This is a genomic window from Pseudomonas medicaginis (assembly GCF_965119365.1).
GTDB lineage: Bacteria > Pseudomonadota > Gammaproteobacteria > Pseudomonadales > Pseudomonadaceae > Aquipseudomonas.
In genome coordinates this window covers 893,453-910,754 of the sequence record NZ_OZ221631.1, presented here as the reverse complement: position 1 = coordinate 910,754, position 17,302 = coordinate 893,453, and the positions used below count along the sequence as shown (strand labels likewise).

The 17,302-nt window shown below is 63.0% G+C and carries 16 protein-coding genes; 2 read left to right on the top strand and 14 right to left on the bottom strand.

Annotation, left to right across the window (positions count from 1 at the left end):
• Window positions 1-10: 10 nt before the first annotated feature.
• The 10 genes from ACMTA2_RS03955 to ACMTA2_RS03910 all read right to left on the bottom strand — a co-directional run bounded on the left by ACMTA2_RS03955 (window position 11) and on the right by ACMTA2_RS03910 (window position 11,586).
• On the bottom strand, window positions 11-1,198 hold the full coding sequence (locus ACMTA2_RS03955; protein ID WP_413793807.1) for an ATP phosphoribosyltransferase regulatory subunit: 1,188 nt from the start codon (window positions 1,196-1,198) through the stop codon (window positions 11-13).
• A gap of 325 nt (window positions 1,199-1,523) precedes the next feature.
• Entirely contained in the window at window positions 1,524-2,393 is an 870-nt protein-coding gene (hflC, locus tag ACMTA2_RS03950; protein WP_053117908.1) for a protease modulator HflC, read from the bottom strand.
• Window positions 2,393-3,565, bottom strand: a complete 1,173-nt coding sequence (gene hflK, locus ACMTA2_RS03945; protein ID WP_413793806.1) for an FtsH protease activity modulator HflK — start codon at window positions 3,563-3,565, stop codon at window positions 2,393-2,395. The genes hflC and hflK overlap by 1 nt, the downstream gene beginning before the upstream one ends.
• An 85-nt stretch (window positions 3,566-3,650) precedes the next feature.
• Entirely contained in the window at window positions 3,651-4,952 is a 1,302-nt protein-coding gene (gene hflX / locus ACMTA2_RS03940) for a ribosome rescue GTPase HflX (RefSeq protein WP_003197227.1), read from the bottom strand.
• Window positions 4,953-4,964: 12 nt separating this feature from the next.
• Window positions 4,965-5,225 (bottom strand): RNA chaperone Hfq, encoded by a 261-nt coding sequence (hfq, locus tag ACMTA2_RS03935; protein WP_003186419.1) that lies wholly within the window; start codon window positions 5,223-5,225, stop codon window positions 4,965-4,967.
• A gap of 91 nt (window positions 5,226-5,316) precedes the next feature.
• A complete protein-coding gene (miaA, locus tag ACMTA2_RS03930; protein ID WP_413793805.1) occupies window positions 5,317-6,288 on the bottom strand; it encodes a tRNA (adenosine(37)-N6)-dimethylallyltransferase MiaA in 972 nt (323 codons plus the stop codon).
• Window positions 6,288-8,201 carry a DNA mismatch repair endonuclease MutL gene (mutL, locus tag ACMTA2_RS03925; protein ID WP_413793804.1) on the bottom strand — a complete coding sequence of 638 codons (1,914 nt, stop codon included), beginning with the start codon at window positions 8,199-8,201 and terminating at the stop codon, window positions 6,288-6,290. Before mutL ends, miaA begins: the two co-directional genes overlap by 1 nt.
• On the bottom strand, window positions 8,198-9,628 hold the full coding sequence (locus ACMTA2_RS03920) for an N-acetylmuramoyl-L-alanine amidase (protein WP_413793803.1): 1,431 nt from the start codon (window positions 9,626-9,628) through the stop codon (window positions 8,198-8,200). The genes mutL and ACMTA2_RS03920 overlap by 4 nt, the downstream gene beginning before the upstream one ends.
• 3 nt (window positions 9,629-9,631) lie before the next feature.
• Window positions 9,632-10,099: a tRNA (adenosine(37)-N6)-threonylcarbamoyltransferase complex ATPase subunit type 1 TsaE gene (gene tsaE / locus ACMTA2_RS03915; protein WP_413793802.1), complete on the bottom strand. Its 468-nt coding sequence runs from the start codon at window positions 10,097-10,099 to the stop codon at window positions 9,632-9,634.
• Window positions 10,087-11,586 (bottom strand): NAD(P)H-hydrate dehydratase, encoded by a 1,500-nt coding sequence (locus tag ACMTA2_RS03910; protein WP_413793801.1) that lies wholly within the window; start codon window positions 11,584-11,586, stop codon window positions 10,087-10,089. The genes tsaE and ACMTA2_RS03910 overlap by 13 nt, the downstream gene beginning before the upstream one ends.
• 63 nt (window positions 11,587-11,649) lie before the next feature.
• On the opposite strand from ACMTA2_RS03910, the gene queG reads away from it, so the two are divergent.
• Complete coding sequence (queG, locus tag ACMTA2_RS03905; RefSeq protein WP_413793800.1) at window positions 11,650-12,729, top strand: tRNA epoxyqueuosine(34) reductase QueG; 1,080 nt, start codon at window positions 11,650-11,652, stop codon at window positions 12,727-12,729.
• Here the strand turns inward: queG and ACMTA2_RS03900 are convergent.
• A complete protein-coding gene (locus ACMTA2_RS03900; protein ID WP_170866829.1) occupies window positions 12,711-13,325 on the bottom strand; it encodes a trimeric intracellular cation channel family protein in 615 nt (204 codons plus the stop codon). The two genes, queG and ACMTA2_RS03900, sit on opposite strands and share 19 nt — an antisense overlap.
• Window positions 13,326-13,561: 236 nt before the next feature.
• Complete coding sequence (orn, locus tag ACMTA2_RS03895) at window positions 13,562-14,104, bottom strand: oligoribonuclease (protein ID WP_413793799.1); 543 nt, start codon at window positions 14,102-14,104, stop codon at window positions 13,562-13,564.
• A 109-nt stretch (window positions 14,105-14,213) separates the two neighbouring features.
• On the opposite strand from orn, the gene rsgA reads away from it, so the two are divergent.
• Window positions 14,214-15,245 carry a small ribosomal subunit biogenesis GTPase RsgA gene (gene rsgA / locus ACMTA2_RS03890; RefSeq protein ID WP_413793798.1) on the top strand — a complete coding sequence of 344 codons (1,032 nt, stop codon included), beginning with the start codon at window positions 14,214-14,216 and terminating at the stop codon, window positions 15,243-15,245.
• 147 nt (window positions 15,246-15,392) lie between these two features.
• On the opposite strand, the gene motB is transcribed toward rsgA, so the two are convergent.
• On the bottom strand, window positions 15,393-16,439 hold the full coding sequence (gene motB, locus ACMTA2_RS03885) for a flagellar motor protein MotB (RefSeq protein WP_413793797.1): 1,047 nt from the start codon (window positions 16,437-16,439) through the stop codon (window positions 15,393-15,395).
• Window position 16,440: 1 nt separating this feature from the next.
• Window positions 16,441-17,292 carry a flagellar motor stator protein MotA gene (gene motA / locus ACMTA2_RS03880; RefSeq protein WP_058546517.1) on the bottom strand — a complete coding sequence of 284 codons (852 nt, stop codon included), beginning with the start codon at window positions 17,290-17,292 and terminating at the stop codon, window positions 16,441-16,443.
• Window positions 17,293-17,302: the final 10 nt, after the last annotated feature.

The window sequence follows — 17,302 nt, the reverse complement described above, 5'->3', positions numbered from 1 at the left end:
GCGGGAAAACTCAAGAAGCCAGCGGCAATACTTGCCAAAGCCCGTTCTGCTGAATCAATTGTCGGTCGCAGTCCGCTTCACGGGCGGCGGCCAAAGGTTGCCCAGGCAAAGCCTGGACGACACGCTGACCCTCACTGCGCAACTGGCAGACTGCCTGCCAGAGTGCCGCATCCGTACTGTCAGGCATCCAGATACCGCCAGACGGTAGCTCGACTTCAGCACGCCCCAGGGTCACCAGGGTTTTCAAATCGGTAGAGAAACCGGTCGCCGGACGGGCACGACCAAAGTCGGCACCGATATCGTCGTAACGGCCGCCCTGGGCAATGGACTGGCCCACGCCCGGGACGAACACCGCGAACACGACACCGGTGTGATAGTGGTAACCGCGCAACTCGCCCAGGTCGAAATACAGCGGCAACTCGGGGAAGCGCACCGACAGACGCTCGGCAATCGCCAGCAAATCGTCCAGTGCTGCCAACACCGGGGCCGGCGCATGGGCCAGGCGCTCACGGGCAGCGGCCAATACTTCACGCCCGCCGCACAGGTCCACCAGCGCCCGCAGCATGCCCGACAGATCGGTCGGCAGGCCCTCGGTCAGGCTGATGACTTCATCGATGGCCTTGCGTTGCAGGGCATCGAACAACTGCTGCTCCACTTCGCCGGACAAACCGGCCGCACGGGCCAGGCCGCGATAGATGCCGACATGTCCCAGGTCCATGTGGACATCCGGCACATCCGCCAGTTGCAGCATGGCCAACATCAGGCTGATGACTTCGACGTCACTGCTCGGGCTGGCATCGCCATACAACTCGGCGCCCAGCTGGATCGGGCTGCGCGAAGACGACAAGGCACGCGGCTGGGCATGCAGCACGCTGCCGGCGTAGCACAGGCGGCTCGGACCTTCACGGCGCAGGGTGTGGGCGTCGATACGCGCCACCTGCGGCGTGATGTCGGCACGAAAGCCCATCTGCCGGCCCGACTGCGGGTCGATCACCTTGAAGGTGCGCAGATCCAGGTCCTGGCCCGCGCCGGTGAGCAGGGATTCCAGGTACTCGATATGGGGGGTGACGACGAACTCGTAACCCCAACTCTGGAACAGATCCAACACCTGCCGACGCGCTACTTCGATACGCGCAGCTTCCGGTGGCAGTACTTCTTCGATGCCATCTGGCAGCAGCCAGCGGTCTACCGTTGCCATTACGCCATTCCCCTATGGTCCGGGCGGCCAGCTTTCGGGCTGGCCTTGAGTGAAGCAGAAAATGCCTGCGCCAGGCGCGCAACTTGGACAAAAAACGCGCAAGAGCGACGTGACGAATGGCCCGCAATCGGCCTCGCCCAGCACTTCCCTCGATAAACCTGTCGAGTCGTTCAACCCGACGCCTGCACCTATAAACCGCAATCGAACGTGCAGACGCAAAAAAGCCGGGAATTTCCCGGCTGCCGCATCATACACACGTTTTCCCAAAGGATCACCCCGCCCGACGCTTTAGCCGCCGGGCGGAGTGTTTCAGGTCAACGTCGCATCAAGGCTTGGACTTTTCCAGGTAGTGGAAGAAGTCGCTGCTTGGGTCCAGGACCAGGACGTCGGATTTGTTCGCGAAGCTTTCACGGTAGGCGCGCAGGCTACGGTAGAACGCGTAGAACTCCTGATCCTGACCATAAGCCTTGGCGTAGATCGAAGCGGCCTGGGCATCACCATCACCACGGACCTCTTCCGATTCACGATAGGCTTCGGCCAGCAGCACGCGTCGTTGGCGATCGGCGTCGGCACGAATACCTTCCGCCAGCTCGTTACCCTTGGCGCGGTGCTCGCGGGCTTCACGCTCACGCTCGGTGCTCATGCGCTCGAACACGCTACGGTTCACTTCCTTCGGCAGGTCGATGGCCTTGACCCGGACATCGACCACTTCGATACCCAGCTCTTTTTCCGCCATGGCATTCAGCGAACGGGTGATGTCGGCCATGAGCGCATCACGCTCACCGGACACCACTTCGTGCAACGTGCGCTTACCGAACTGGTCACGCAGGCCCGATTCCAGACGACGGGACAGACGCTCGTCGGCGATCTGCTTCAGGCCCGAGGTCGCAGTGTAGAAACGCTCGGCATCCTTCACGCGCCACTTAGCGTAGGCATCCACCATCACGGCTTTCTTTTCCAGCGTCAGGAAGCGTTGCGTCGGCGCATCCAGCGTCATCAGGCGAGCGTCGAACTTGCGCACCTTGTTGACGTACGGCACCTTCACATGCAGCCCCGGCTGGACATCCGCCTGGACCACGCGACCGAATTGCAGCAACACCGCGCGCTCGGTCTGAGCCACGATGTAGAAGCAGTTCCAGGCAGCGATCGCCACGACGACACCGACAATAAGGGCGATCAGCGATTTATTGCTCATCAGCGACTCTCCCTGGTACGTGCTTGCTGTTGTTGCAGGTCCACCGCACGGGCATTGCCTTCATTATTGCTGGCCGCCGCCGCGCCGGTCGACGGCGTGCTGGTGTTGCGACCGCTCTCGACCATCTTGTCCAATGGCAGGTACAGCAGGTTGCTCTGGCCGTTCTTGTTGCCGGTCACGAGGACCTTGCTGGTGTTGCTGAAGACTTCCTGCATGGTGTCCAGGTACAGACGCTCACGGGTGACTTCAGGGGCCTTGCGATATTCGGCCACCAGCTTGGTGAAGCGATCGGCCTCACCCTTGGCACGGGAGACCACTTCATCGCGGTAACCGTTGGCATCCTCGATGATGCGCTGGGCCTGGCCGCGGGCTTCCGGCACGACGCCGTTGGCATAGGTTTCGGCCTGGTTGCGCGAACGCTGCTCGTCTTCACGGGCACGGATAACGTCATCGAAGGCTTCCTGGACTTCACGCGGTGCCGCTGCGCTCTGGACGTTGACCTGGGTGACGGTGATACCGGTGCGATAGGTATCGAGGAACCGCTGCAGGCGCTCCTTGATTTCGCTGGCCATCAGTTCACGACCTTCGGTCAGCACCTGGTCCATGGCGGTGGAACCCACCACATGGCGCAAGGCACTTTCGGTCGCGTGCTGCAGGCTGATTTCCGGCTGGTCGACGTTCAGCACGAAGTCCTGCAGGTTGGTGATCTTATACTGCACGGTCAGCGGCACTTCGACGATGTTCTCGTCTTCGGTCAGCATCTGGCCCTGCTTCGTGTACGCCCGCTCACGCGTGACGTTCTCCATGAACTTCTGGTCGATCGGCGGGAAATAGATGTTCAGGCCTGGCCCAACCGTCTCGTAGTACTTGCCGAAGCGCAGCACCACGGCCTGCTCCTGCTCGTCCACGACATAGACCGCGCTGTACAGCCAGACAGCCGCCAACACAACGAGGCCGATGCCGAGCAGGCCGAAACCGCCGCCCTTGCCCGGACGACCGCCGCCCTCGTCACCGCGTTTTTTACCACCACCGAACAAACCGTTCAGGCTTTCCTGCAGCTTTCGGAAGGCCTCGTCGAGATCCGGCGGCCCCTTGCGGTCGCCGTTGTTACGACGCTTGCCACCCCAAGGATCCTGATTATTCGAGTTGCCACCCGGCTCATTCCAAGCCATAGCGCTCTCCATCTGATAAAGCAAAGACGCACCCACGGCGCGCCGACCAATGCTACAGAATGCCTGACACAGCTTTCTCAGGCTTTTATTGCAAAGTGTGTTGCTCGATGAATTCCATCGGTTGCAGCCCTTCGCGGCTGACCAGCCGATTGAGCTCCGCCCGAGGCAGGCGAACAGCCAGCAGGCAGACGCCTTCGTCGTCGTGTTCTTCTTTTTGCACGGCCCCCAGCTCAAAGAACTGGGCTCGCAGCCGGGCGAAACGTTGCGGCAACTTCAGGGTGCCAACAAACAGATCGTTGCCCAACAGCTCGGCCACGGCCTGCTTGAGCAGGTCCAGGCCGGTGCCATCACGGGCCGACAGCCAGACCCGTTGCGGCTTGCCATCGGCATCGCGCTGGATCTGCGGCTCCACGCCTTCGAGCAAATCGAGTTTGTTGTATACCTCGAGGATCGGCAAGTCCTGGGCCCCGATCTCGCCCAGCACCACCATCACCTGCTCGATCTGCAGCATCCGGTCCGGCTCGGCGGCATCGATCACATGCAGCAGCAGGTCGGAGTTGCTCGACTCTTCGAGCGTAGCCCGGAAAGCCTCGACCAGCTTATGCGGCAGGTGACGGATGAAGCCCACGGTGTCGGCCAGCACGATCGGCCCCAGGTCATCCAGGTCGAGCCGGCGCAGAGTCGGGTCGAGCGTGGCGAACAATTGGTCGGCGGCGTAGACGTCGGATTGGGTGACGTTATTGAACAGGGTCGATTTGCCGGCGTTGGTATAACCCACCAGTGAAACCGTCGGGATATCCGCGCGCTTGCGGCCGCGTCGCGACTGCTCGCGCTGGCTGCGGACCTTTTCCAACCGCCCCTTGATCTGGCGCAGGCGAACCCGCAACAGGCGTCGGTCGGTTTCCAGCTGGGTTTCACCCGGGCCGCGCAGGCCGATACCGCCTTTCTGCCGCTCAAGGTGAGTCCAGCCGCGAACCAGCCGCGTACTCATGTGCTCAAGCTGGGCCAGTTCGACCTGGAGCTTGCCTTCATGGGTGCGGGCGCGCTGGGCGAAGATATCGAGGATCAGCCCCGTGCGGTCGATCACGCGACACTCGAAGACACGTTCGAGGTTACGCTCCTGACTGGGCGTGAGAATGTGATTGAAAATCACCAGATCGACCTGCTCGGCCTTGACCAGGTCGCGCAACTCCTCGACCTTGCCACTGCCGATCAGGAACTTGGCGGTTGGCCGATGACGCGGCACGTTGAAAAACGCGACGGTCTCGGCGCCGGCCGAAAGTGCCAATTCCTGAAACTCCTGCGGATCTTCGCGCGCCTCAGGGTCCTGTCCATCCAAGTGAACGAGAATGGCTCGCTCACCACCACCGTGGCGCTCAAAGAACAAAGGAGGCTCCTATCAGGCGTTACCCGGTTCAGCGTCACCGCCTTCGGATTCGGTTGCGCTAGGCAGACGAATTGGACGAACCGGCACCACTGTAGAGATCGCGTGCTTGTAGACCATCTGGCTGACGGTGTTTTTCAGAAGGATGACGAACTGGTCGAAAGACTCGATCGTGCCTTGCAGTTTGATCCCGTTGACCAGATAGATGGACACCCCAACTTTCTCTTTACGTAAAGTGTTCAAGTAAGGGTCTTGTAGCGAATGCCCTTTTGACATGTGCCGCACTCCTTTAAGGATCAATAATAAAAATCGGAATCAGATGGCTTGGGCCGTCACACCCCCAAGGATAGACGGCAATTGCAAGGACTCAGCTCAATATGGAGATGGTCCCGAGGTATTTCAAGGCGCGTGGCAGATTGTCGCAATCGAGACTGTCGAGCCAATGCAGGTCAGTCCAGCTGCGCAGCCAGGTGAACTGGCGTTTCGCCAATTGGCGCGTGGCTATGATCCCACGCTCCTGCATCTCGGCTGACGTCAGCTTGCCGTCCAGGTAATCCCAGACCTGTCGATAACCTACCGCACGTATAGACGGCAACCCGGCATGCAGGTCACTTCGCTCACGCAGGGCTACGACCTCGTCTATGAACCCCTGTTCCAACATTAATGTGAATCTTTGTTCAATTCGCCGATGCAGCACTTGCCGGTTCGCCGGGGCGATGGCCAGATTCGCGACAGTATAGGGCAATTGTTGCAGTCCCGAAGCGGCTGCTTCAGTACTTTGCGCAGATTGTCGCTGGCGCAGGGCGGTCATGCTCTGGCCGCTGACCCGATAAACCTCAAGCGCCCGACTGAGCCGCTGCGGATCGTTGGGGTGAATACGCGCCGCCGATTCTGGGTCGATGACAGCCAATTGCTCGTGCAGGACCTGCCAGCCAAGGCGCGCGGCCTCTTCTTCGATCTGCGCGCGCACTGCGGGATCGGCCGCCGGCATGTCCGCCAGCCCGTCGACCAAGGCCTTGTAATACAGCATCGTGCCGCCCACCAGCAGGGGAATCTTGCCCCGCGCCGTGATCTCGGCCATGGCCTGGAGCGCGTCACGCCGGAAATCGGCCGCCGAATAAGCCTCGGCCGGGTCCAGGATATCGATCAGGCGGTGGGGAAACTCAGCCAGCAGTTCTTTTGACGGCTTGGCGGTGCCGATGTCCATGCCCCGGTAAACCAGGGCCGAATCGACGCTGATCAACTCGCAGGGCAGGACCTTGGTCAATTCGATGGCCAGGTCGGTCTTGCCGGCGGCGGTCGGCCCCATCAGGAAAATCGCGGGTGGCAACGGGCTCATCAACGACCGCGCAGGAACAGTTTGTCCAAGTCGTCCAGGCCCAATTGGGTCCAGGTCGGCCGGCCGTGGTTGCATTGACCGCTGCGTTCGGTGTTTTCCATGTCCCGCAGCAGGCCGTTCATTTCCGGCAGGGCCAGGCGCCGATTGGCGCGGATCGCGCCGTGGCAGGCCATGGTGCCGAGCAGTTCGTTCAGGTGCGCCTGGATCCGATCGCTGGTGCCGTATTCCATCAAGTCCGCGAGCACGTCGCTGACCAGGCGATTGGCCTCGGCCTGTTTCAACAACGCCGGGATCTGACGGATCGCCAGGGTTTCCGGGCCCAGGCGCTGCAATTCGAAGCCCAGGCGCTGGAACCAGGCCACATGCTCTTCAGCGCAATCGGCTTCGCGCTGGCTGACGGCCAGGGACTCGGGCACCAACAGCGGCTGGCCGCTCAGGCCTTCGCTGGCCATGGCGATTTTCAGCCGCTCGTACATGATCCGCTCATGGGCGGCGTGCATGTCCACCAGCACCAGGCCCTGGGCATTTTCCGAGAGGATATAGATGCCTTTGAGTTGCGCCAGGGCATAGCCCAGCGGTGGGATATCGCCCTGGCCGTCGGGCATGGCGGGCGCGCCGGCTTCCGGCAACGGCTTGAAGAACTCGCGATAGGCCGCCTGGGCCTCGGCTGCCGGCACATTGGATTGTGGGCGCGGGGTGTATTGATACTGATAGCCACTGCCAGCGCCGCTGCCGGCCGTGTTGTAGCTCGGCTGAGGCTGGGGTTGCTCCAGCAAGGCATTGGCCGCCAGACGCATTTCGCCCTGGGGGCCGAATTCGCCCGCCTCCAGCCCCGTTGGCCGGACCATGCCAGCCACTGCCGCCGGAGCCGCCAGTTGATCTTCCGGACGCACATCGCCCAGGGCGCGGTGCAGGGTGCCATAAAGGAAATCGTGGACCATGCGCCCGTCACGGAAACGCACCTCGTGCTTGGTCGGGTGCACGTTGACATCCACCACCGCCGGATCGACTTCGAAAAACAGCACGAAGGTCGGATGCCGGCCATTGAACAGCACATCGCGATAGGCCTGGCGCACCGCGTGGGCCACCAGCTTGTCGCGCACCGCCCGGCCGTTTACGTAGAAATACTGCAAATCCGCCTGGCTGCGGGAGAACGTTGGCAAACCGACCCAGCCCCACAAGTGCAGGCCGTTGCGCTCCACTTCGATGGGCAGGGCCTGCTCCAGGAAACCGGCACCGCACACCGCGCCCACGCGGCGGGCGCGGGCGGCGTCATCATGGGCCTCATGCAGGCTGAGAATGGTCTTGCCGTTGTGGCGCAAATGGAAGGCCACGTCAAAACGGGCCAGGGCCAGGCGCTTGATGACTTCTTGCAGATGGTCGAACTCAGTCTTCTCGGCCTTGAGAAACTTGCGCCGGGCCGGGGTGTTGAAAAACAGATCGCGCACTTCCACCGAGGTGCCCACCGGATGGGCCGCGGGCTGGACGCGAGACGCCATGTCGCGGCCCTCGGTCTCGACCTGCCAGGCTTGCTCGGCGTCGCGGGTGCGGGAGGTGAGGGTCAGGCGCGACACCGAGCTGATGGACGCCAGCGCCTCGCCCCGGAACCCCAGGCTCATGACCCGCTCAAGGTCTTCCAGGTCGCGGATCTTGCTGGTGGCGTGACGCGCCAGGGCCAAGGGCAGGTCGTCGGAGGAGATACCACCACCGTCATCGCGCACCCGCAGCAACTTGACGCCGCCCTGCTCGACATCCACGTCGATGCGCCTGGCCCCGGAGTCGAGGCTGTTTTCCAGCAGCTCCTTGATGACCGACGCCGGACGCTCGACCACTTCACCGGCGGCGATCTGGTTCGCCAGCCGAGGGCTGAGCAGTTCGATGCGGGCGGTGCCGCCGATCACTTCGTCACTCATTGCTGGGCCGCCACTTCATTGCCCGGAATGGTCAGGGTCTGGCCGATCTTGAGTTCATCGCTTTTGAGATTGTTGGCGCTGCGCAAGGTGGCGGGCGACACCTGGTAGCGCACGGCAATCATCGCCAGGGTTTCGCCAGGGTTGACCCGGTGATCCCGTGGCCCCTGGGCGATCTTGCCGGAATCCCGCAGCCAGGCGATGTAGGTGCCCGGTGGTGGGTTCTGCTGGAAGAACTGCCGCACGCCGCTGCTGATGGAGCGCGCCAAGGCCTGCTGGTGGCTCGACGTCGACAGCTTCGAGGCTTCGTTGGCGTTGGAAATGAACCCGGTTTCCACCAGGATCGACGGGATGTCCGGCGACTTGAGCACCATGAACCCGGCCTGTTCGACGCGCCGCTTGTGCAGCGGCGTGACGCGACCGATGTTGCTCAGGACCTTCTGGCCGACGTTCAGGCTGGAGGTCAACGAGGCCGTCATGGACAAATCGAGCAGTACACCGGCAAGCATCCGGTCCTTGTCATCGAGACTGACGTTGCCGGCACCGCCGATCAGGTCGGAACGGTTTTCGGTGTCGGCCAGCCAGCGGGCGGTCTCGGACGTCGCGCCGCGGTCGGACAGTGCGAACACCGAGGCCCCGAACGCCGCCTTCGAAGGCGCGGCGTCGGCGTGAATGGAGACGAACAGGTCGGCGCCTTTCTTGCGGGCGATTTCGGTGCGGCCACGCAAGGGAATGAAGTAGTCGCCGGTGCGGGTCAGTTCGGCGCGGAAGCCTTTCATCCCGTTCACCTGGCGTTGCAATTCACGGGCGATGGACAGCACCACGTCTTTTTCACGTTGCCCGCGCGAGCCTGAGGCCCCCGGATCCTCGCCCCCATGACCGGCGTCGATCACCACGATGATGTCGCGCTTGCCGGCCGGGGCCGGTGGCAGCTTGAGCGCCGGCTCGGTCGGGGTCACCGGCACCGCTGGCACCGTGGCAACCTTGGTCGGCGGCGGTGGTGGCGGGTCGGCATCGGCCGGGTTGTCGAACAGGTCCACCACCAGCCGGTTGCCATACTGGGCGTTGGGGGGCAGGGTGAAGCTTTTCGGGGTCACGGTTTTTTTCAGGTCGATGACCACCCGCAGGTCGGTCGGCGTACGCTGGGCCGAGCGCATGGCGGTGATCGGCGTGTTGGCGGTGGCGACGTTCAGTGGCGCCCCCAGGGACGCACCGTTGATGTCGATCACCAGGCGATCCGGGGCGGTCAGGGTGAATACGCTGTGCTGCACCGGACCGGTCAGGTCAAACACCAGCCGTGTGTTGTCCGGCGCCCGCCAGAGGCGAACGCTGTTGACCTTTGTCTCGGCCACAGCATCGACGGCCAGTGCCGTAAGCAACAGTCCTACGACAGCAACCACCGCGCGAAAGCGCATACCAAACCCCATCATCAATTAGTTTTCCAATGCCAAAGCGGCACACCACGACTCACCACGGGAGCCTTGCGGCGTCAGTTTCAGCGAACGCCCGCCGTTCTGCGCGCCAATGGTAATGGTCAGGTCGGGCTTTGGCAAAAAGCCTGCACCCTTCTGGGGCCATTCGATCAGGCACAAAGCGTCATCTTCGAAATAATCGCGGATACCGAGGAATTCCAGTTCTTCAGGATCCACCAGTCGATACAGGTCGAAATGGAAGGCGCGAATGTCACCGAGCTCATAGGGCTCGACCAGGGTGAACGTCGGGCTCTTGACTGAACCGACGTGCCCGAGGCCGCGGATGATGCCACGGGACAAGGTGGTTTTCCCCGCGCCGAGGTCGCCTTCGAGAAAAATCAGGCCGTGGCCGGCGGTGATCTGCGCGATGCGGGCGCCAAATTGTGTCATGGCTTGTTCGTCCGCCACGTACAGGGTTACTTCAGACACGGTGAATGCTCCTCCAACAACTGACGAATGGCCGGGATCAGGTCGGTCGCAGCCAACCCCCGGCCCGAGCGACCAACCTGGGCACCGGCACTGGCGTGCAGCCAGACCGCCAGGCACGCAGCCTCGAAGCCTTCCATGCCTTGGGCCAGCAAGGCCCCGACCACGCCGGCCAGCACATCCCCCAGACCGGCGCTGGCCATGGCCGGATGGCCCTGGCTGCAAACCGCCAGGCGGCCGTCCGGGCTGGCAATCAGGCTGCCGGCGCCCTTGAGTATGACGGTGGCAGTGTATTTCTGGCTCAAGGCATGGGCCGCCGCCGGGCGATCGGCCTGTACCTGGGCAATGGACATTCCCAGCAGCCGCGCCGCCTCGCCCGGGTGTGGGGTGATGACGCAATGCTCAGGCAAAGGGACATCGCCGCCGCTCAGCAGGTTCAGCGCATCGGCGTCCCACACTTGCGGCAGTGGCGCACTGGCCGCCGCCGACAAGAGGCTGCGCCCCCAGGCAGCCTGACCCAGGCCCGGCCCGATCACCAGCACGCTGACCTGTTGGAGCAAGCCCATCAATTGGTTCGCCGAATGGGTGCCCTGCACCATCACTTCCGGCAAACGCGTCAGCGCGGCGGATACATGCTCGTTGCGGGTCGCCAGCGAAACCATGCCCGCCCCGCAGCGCAGGGCGCTTTCGGCACTCATCTGGATCGCGCCACCGAAGCCTCGATCCCCACCGATCAACAGCACGTGACCGAACTTGCCTTTGTGGGAGGTGGCGGCGCGAGGTGCCAGATGCGGCAGATTGTGGGGCAGGAGCAGTCGAGCACTGGCCGGTGCTGCTTCAACCATATCCGGATCGGCGTGCAGGTCATTGAACACCAACTCACCCACCCGGTCCCCTGCCTCGCCGGTGAACAGCCCCAGCTTCAAGCCAATGAAGGTCACGGTCAGGTCGGCCGCCACCGCTGTGCCCAGTACCCGGCCGGTGTCGGCACACAACCCCGAGGGAATATCCACCGCCGCGACCGGCAGGCCGCTGACGTTGATCGTATCGATGGCCCGCGCATAGGGCTCACGCACGTCGCCAGTCAGGCCCGTGCCAAGCAATGCGTCCAGCAGCACGCCACGCAACTCGGCTTCATCCGACCATGACTCCATCGGCACGCCCACCGCCACGGCCTCGGCGTGGGCATTGGCAGCGTCTCCCTGCAATCGCCGGGGCTCGCCCACTGTCAGTACCCGCACCGACCAGCCGCCGCGCCGGGCCAGGGTCGCGACCAGATAGCCATCGCCGGCGTTGTTGCCGTGACCGGCCAGCACGGTCAGCTCCCGGGCCTCAGGCCAGCGTCGGACGATCGCTCGCCACGTGGCACGGGCAGCGCGCTGCATCAATTCGAAACCGGCGGTGCCTGCCGCGATCAGTCGTGCGTCGAGGGCCCGGACCTGCGCGGCGCTGTACAGCGCGTCGGGAAAATCATCTTTAGTGTGCGGCATGCGTCTTCGGGCTCCGATGTCTGGCAGAATTATACGCATCTCAGCTCTGGTTTCTCTCGCCTCATGCCTGCCATTCCCACAGACCTCCCCGCCCTCGCCCAATCCATCAAGGAATGGGGCCGCGAGCTGGGTTTCCAACAGGTCGGCATCAGCGGCCTGGACCTGGCCGAGCATGAACAACACTTGCAACGCTGGCTCGACGCCGGCTACCACGGCGAAATGGACTACATGGGCGCCCATGGCAGCAAACGCTCGCACCCCGAGGAACTGGTGCCGGGCACGTTGCGGGTGGTGTCCCTGCGCATGGACTACCTGCCGGGCGACACACAAATGGCGCAATTGCTCGGCCAACCGGAAAAAGCCTACGTCTCGCGTTATGCGTTGGGCCGCGATTACCACAAATTGATCCGTAAACGCGTGCAGCAATTGGCGGAAAAAATCCAGGCGGTCATCGGCCCCTTTGGCTATCGCGCCTTCGTCGACAGCGCGCCGGTGCTGGAAAAAGCCATCGCCGAACAGGCCGGCCTGGGCTGGATCGGTAAAAACACCTTGGTATTGAACCGCAAGGCCGGCAGCTATTTCTTCCTGAGCGAGCTGTTCGTCGACCTGCCGCTGCCCATCGACCCACCCCACGGCACCGAGCATTGCGGAAAATGCACAGCGTGCCTGGACATTTGCCCGACGAATGCCTTCGTCGGGCCCTACGTGCTCGATGCTCGCCGCTGCATTTCCTACCTGACCATCGAGCTGAAAAGCGCCATCCCCGAAGAGCTGCGGCCACTGATCGGTAATCGGGTGTTCGGCTGCGACGATTGCCAGATCGTCTGCCCGTGGAACCGCTTCGCCCGTCCGTCCGGGGAAAGCGACTTCAAGCCGCGGCACAACCTGGACAATGCCGGGTTGGCGGAGCTGTTCATGTGGGACGAGGACACATTTCTCAGCAGCACCGAAGGTTCACCACTTCGCCGCGCCGGTTACGAGCGCTGGCTGCGCAACCTGGCAGTGGGCCTGGGCAATGCGCCCTCAACGATTCCCGTGCTGCAAGCGCTGGAGGCCCGGCGCGACTACCCGTCGGAACTGGTGCGCGAGCACGTGGCGTGGGCGTTGCGCCAACACGCCGAGCGTCAGACCTCGTCGTTGTAGACGAACTTCGGCATTTCCCAGTGGAAGCGTATCGCCAGGAGCCGCAGCAGGAAGCCGCCGAACAAGGTGATGAGGATCGCCTGTTCGTTCGGCAGTTGCAGGAAGACACACAGCAGGTAACACCACGCCGCGGCGAACGAGACGCTGGCGTAAAGTTCGCGACGGAAGATCAGCGGAATATCGTTGCAGAAGATGTCCCGGAGGATGCCGCCGAACACCCCGGTGATCACCCCGCTGACCGACGCCACCAGCATGCCATGGCCCATTTCCAGGGCCGTCATGCAGCCGATCAGGGTAAAGGCCACCAGGCCCACGGCGTCGAGCACCAGGAACAGCGAGCGCAAATGGCGCATCCAGCGCGCCAGGAACACCGTCAGCATCGCTGCCGCCGTGGTCAGCACCAGGTACTCCGGGTGCTTGACCCAGGTGAGCGGATAATGACCCAGCAGCACGTCGCGCACCGAGCCGCCACCCAGGGCAGTGACGCAAGCGATCAGCACCACGCCGAACCAGTCCATGCCCCGCCGCCCGGCAGACAGGGCGCCAGTCATGGCTTCAGCGGTGATGGCGATCAGATAAAGCATCAGCAACATGATGGCGGTCCGTACGGGAAGGCGCGCAGTCTAGCCAGTTTGGGCAAGCACCAAAAGAGGGCAGTTCCGACATGCCCAACACAGAACCCGTGGCGAGGGGATTTATCCCCGCTGGGCTGCGCAGCAGCCCCTGACACGCTTGACCCAGCGACCTGACACACGGGGTATCAGGTTTTTGGGGCTGCTACGCAGCCCAACGGGGATAAATCCCCTCGCCACAAGAGCGCCGTGCGCTTCAATCAGAACTTGATGAAATGCTTGCGGTAATGCTGCAACTCGGCGATGGACTCGCGGATGTCGTCCAGGGCCAGGTGGCTGCCGCCTTTCTGGAAGCTGTCGCGCACTTCGGGCGCCCAGCGGGCAGCCAGCTCCTTGAGGGTGGAGACGTCCAGGTTACGGTAGTGGAAGTAGCTTTCCAGGGATTTCATGTGGGTATAAAGGAAGCGACGGTCCTGGCAGATGCTGTTGCCGCAGATCGGCGACTTGCCCTTGGGCACCCACTGTTCCAGGAAAGCGAGGGTCTGGGCCTCGGCTTCGGCCATGCTGACCTTGCTCTCGCGCACGCGCTGGGTCAGGCCCGAGCCGCCATGCTGGCGAGTGTTCCACTCGTCCATGCCCGCCAGGATCTCGTCGCTGTGGTGGATCGCGATCACCGGGCCTTCGGCCAGGGTGTTGAGGTCGCTGTCGGTGACGATGGTGGCCATTTCGATGATGACGTCGGTGTCAGGGTTCAGACCGGTCATTTCCAGGTCGATCCAGATCAGGTTCTGCGGGTTTTGCATAGGGAAGCTCCTCGGCGTAGCCACGCAGTTTAGCTTAGGCAGCCCCTTGGGCGTGCTAAACTCGCCGCCGTTTTACCCTATTCGCTGCATTTCTTCATACGGAACACCCATGGCCAAACGCCAACTCAATCGTCGTCAGAACTGGCGCATCGAAAAGATCCAGGGCGAGCGCGCCGCCCGCGCCGCCAAACGCGAATCCAGTGCTGTCGAAGCCCTGGAGGGTGGCGACCTGGGGCCTGAACAGACCGGCCTGGTGATCGCCCACTTCGGCGTGCAGGTCGAGGTCGAAGCCCAGGAAGGCGAACTGGCCGGACAGGTGTTCCGCTGCCACTTGCGCGCCAACCTGCCGGCGCTGGTGACGGGCGACCAGGTGGTCTGGCGTGCCGGCAACCAGGGCATCGGCGTGATCGTCGCGCAATTGCCGCGCCACACCGAGCTGTGCCGTCCGGACAGCCGCGGCCAGCTCAAGCCCGTGGCCGCCAACGTCGACATGATCGTCATCGTGTTCGCCCCGTTGCCCGAGCCCCACGCCAACCTGATCGACCGCTACCTGGTGGCCGCCGAACATGCCGGCATCCGTCCGCTGTTGCTGCTCAACAAATTCGACCTGATCGACGAACACAACGCCCCGGCGCTGAACGCCCTGCTGTCGGTCTATCGGGACCTGGGTTATCCGGTGCTGGAAGTCTCGGCCCATCACGGAAACGGCATGGAACAATTGCAGCGGCAGCTGGACGGGCGCATCAGCGTGTTCGTCGGCCAGTCAGGCGTCGGCAAGTCTTCGCTGGTCAACAGCCTGCTGCCGGAAGTCGAGACCCGCGTAGGGCCGTTGTCCGAGCTGTCCGGCCAGGGCACCCACACCACCACCACGGCGCGGCTGTTCCACTTCCCTGGCGGCGGTGAATTGATCGACTCACCGGGGATCCGAGAGTTCGGCCTGGGCCACGTCAGCCGGAGCGATGTCGAAGCCGGGTTCATCGAGTTCAACGAGCTGATCGGCACCTGCCGCTTCCGCGACTGCAAGCACGACCGCGAACCCGGTTGCGCCCTGCTCAAGGCGCTGGAAGAAGGTCGCGTGCATCAACAACGAATGAACAGCTACCGCTCGATCATCGCCAGCTTGCCGGAAAGCAGTTACTGACCCGCATTTGTGGCGAGGGGATTTATCCCCGCTGGGGCGCGAAGCGCCCCTTTGTATTCCATCCCGAGTATCAGATGAAAAGAGGGGCTGCAGCGCAACCCAGCGGGGATAAATCCCCTCGCCACAGGTTTGCGCTCGCCAGTCAGATCACTGAGCCGGCGGCGCGGCCGGTGTTGGCGCGGCATCGTCGAACAGGTTAAGCCGTTCGCGCAGCTCATGGGCCGGCACGGGTTGCTGGTCTGCGGGCAACGCATTCGGATCGACCGCCGCCCCAGGTGCGTCGGATGGAGCGGGGACTTCACCCGGCGCGCCCTCGCCCGGGGCCGGATCGGGCGCCGGATCGTCGGTTTGTGAGCCCTCGATGGCTTTCTGCGCCTTCTTGGTCAACACCACGATATCGATGCGCCGGTTGACCGGGTTGAATGGGTCCTTGCGGTCGAACAGCGCAGAAGACGCATAACCGACCACCCGTGCCACCTGCTCGTCCGGGTAGCTGCCGGCCACCAGGGCGCGACGGGCCGCGTTGGCGCGGTTGGCGGACAACTCCCAGTTACCGTAGTCACCCTTGCCGATGTAGGGCTTGGCATCGGTATGACCACTGATGCTGATCTTGTTCGGAACGGCCTTGATGGTGTCGGCCATGGCCAGCAGGATGTCTTCGAAATACGGCTTCAGGCGCGCGCTGCCAGAGTCGAACATCGGCCGGTTCTCGGCGTCCATGATCTGGATGCGCAAGCCGTTCGGCGTGATTTCGAACAGGATCTGGTCCTTGAATTTCTGCAGTTGCGGATTCTCTTCGACCTTGTTCTGCAATTCCTGCAACAGCAACTCCAGGCGCTCGCGCTCGACCTGCTCGGCCATGCCCTCGACTTGCTCGGAATCCACCGTCACCTTGTCGGGCTGGGGCTGGGACTTCACCTCGGGGTTGAGGGTGTTTTCCGGCGCCAGGGTCGGCGAACCGCCCAGGTCGATGATGTAGGGCGTGCCGCTTTCGGAAAAGCCGACCGGGTCCTTGAAGTAACCGGCGATGGCAATTTTCTGTTCCGGGGTTGCTGTGGACAGCAGCCACAGCACCAGGAAGAACGCCATCATCGCCGTTGCGAAGTCGGCGAAGGCAATTTTCCAGGCACCGCCATGGTGCCCGCCGGCAATGCGCTTGACGCGCTTGACGATGATCGGCTGGTTATTTTCCATCTTAGCGACCGCGAACCGCTTGTTCTAGCTCGGCGAAGCTTGGACGGTGCGCCGGGTACAGGACCTTGCGACCGAACTCCACCGCCAGCGATGGCGGCATGCCCGAGGCCGAGGCCACCAGGGACGCCTTGATGGCTTCGTAGACGTTGAGTTCTTCCTTGGCATCATGGGCCAGGGAGTGGGCCAGCGGACCGAAGAAACCGTACGCTGCCAAAATACCGAAGAAAGTACCCACCAGTGCCGCGCCAACGTGCAGGCCGATGGACTTCTGGTCGCCATCGCCCAGGGACGCCATGGTCACCACGATCCCCAATACCGCCGCGACGATACCGAAGCCGGGCATGCCGTCGGCAATACCGTTGACCGCGTGGGAGGGGTGCTCCAGGTCTTCCTTGAGGCTGTACAGCTCCATGTCGAACAGGCCTTCGAGCTCATGGGGCGCCATGTTGCCGGACGACATGATGCGCAGGTAATCACAGATGAACGCCGTCATGCGGGCGTCCTTGAGAACGGCGGGATACTTGGCGAAGATCGGGCTGGCGGCGGCGTCTTCGATATCGCCTTCGATCGCCATCATGCCTTCGCGGCGGCTCTTGTTGAGGATCTCGTAGATCAGCCCCAGCACCTCGAGGTAAAAGGTGTGGCTGAAGCGCGAGCTGAACATGCCCAGGGATTTCTTGAGCACGTGCATCGTCATATAGCCAGGGTTGGCCTGCAAGAAGGCTCCGAGGGCCGCGCCGCCGATGATCAAGACCTCGAAGGGCTGGATAAGGGCGGCAATCTTGCCATGGGAAAGCACGTATCCGCCGAGTACGCTCGCGAACACGACAATGATGCCGATAATTTTAGCCATAGATAGAAAG

Excerpts from the sequence above, each read along its gene's own strand:
- ACMTA2_RS03955 (WP_413793807.1), bottom strand. The coding sequence starts at position 1,198 with ATGGCAACGGTAGACCGCTGGCTGCTGCCAGATGGCATCGAAGAAGTA.
- hflC (WP_053117908.1), bottom strand. The coding sequence starts at position 2,393 with ATGAGCAATAAATCGCTGATCGCCCTTATTGTCGGTGTCGTCGTGGCG.
- hflK (WP_413793806.1), bottom strand. The coding sequence starts at position 3,565 with ATGGCTTGGAATGAGCCGGGTGGCAACTCGAATAATCAGGATCCTTGG.
- hfq (WP_003186419.1), bottom strand. The coding sequence starts at position 5,225 with ATGTCAAAAGGGCATTCGCTACAAGACCCTTACTTGAACACTTTACGT.
- miaA (WP_413793805.1), bottom strand. The coding sequence starts at position 6,288 with ATGAGCCCGTTGCCACCCGCGATTTTCCTGATGGGGCCGACCGCCGCC.
- mutL (WP_413793804.1), bottom strand. The coding sequence starts at position 8,201 with ATGAGTGACGAAGTGATCGGCGGCACCGCCCGCATCGAACTGCTCAGC.
- ACMTA2_RS03920 (WP_413793803.1), bottom strand. The coding sequence starts at position 9,628 with ATGATGGGGTTTGGTATGCGCTTTCGCGCGGTGGTTGCTGTCGTAGGA.
- ACMTA2_RS03910 (WP_413793801.1), bottom strand. The coding sequence starts at position 11,586 with ATGCCGCACACTAAAGATGATTTTCCCGACGCGCTGTACAGCGCCGCG.
- queG (WP_413793800.1), top strand. The coding sequence starts at position 11,650 with ATGCCTGCCATTCCCACAGACCTCCCCGCCCTCGCCCAATCCATCAAG.
- orn (WP_413793799.1), bottom strand. The coding sequence starts at position 14,104 with ATGCAAAACCCGCAGAACCTGATCTGGATCGACCTGGAAATGACCGGT.
- rsgA (WP_413793798.1), top strand. The coding sequence starts at position 14,214 with ATGGCCAAACGCCAACTCAATCGTCGTCAGAACTGGCGCATCGAAAAG.
- motB (WP_413793797.1), bottom strand. The coding sequence starts at position 16,439 with ATGGAAAATAACCAGCCGATCATCGTCAAGCGCGTCAAGCGCATTGCC.
- motA (WP_058546517.1), bottom strand. The coding sequence starts at position 17,292 with ATGGCTAAAATTATCGGCATCATTGTCGTGTTCGCGAGCGTACTCGGC.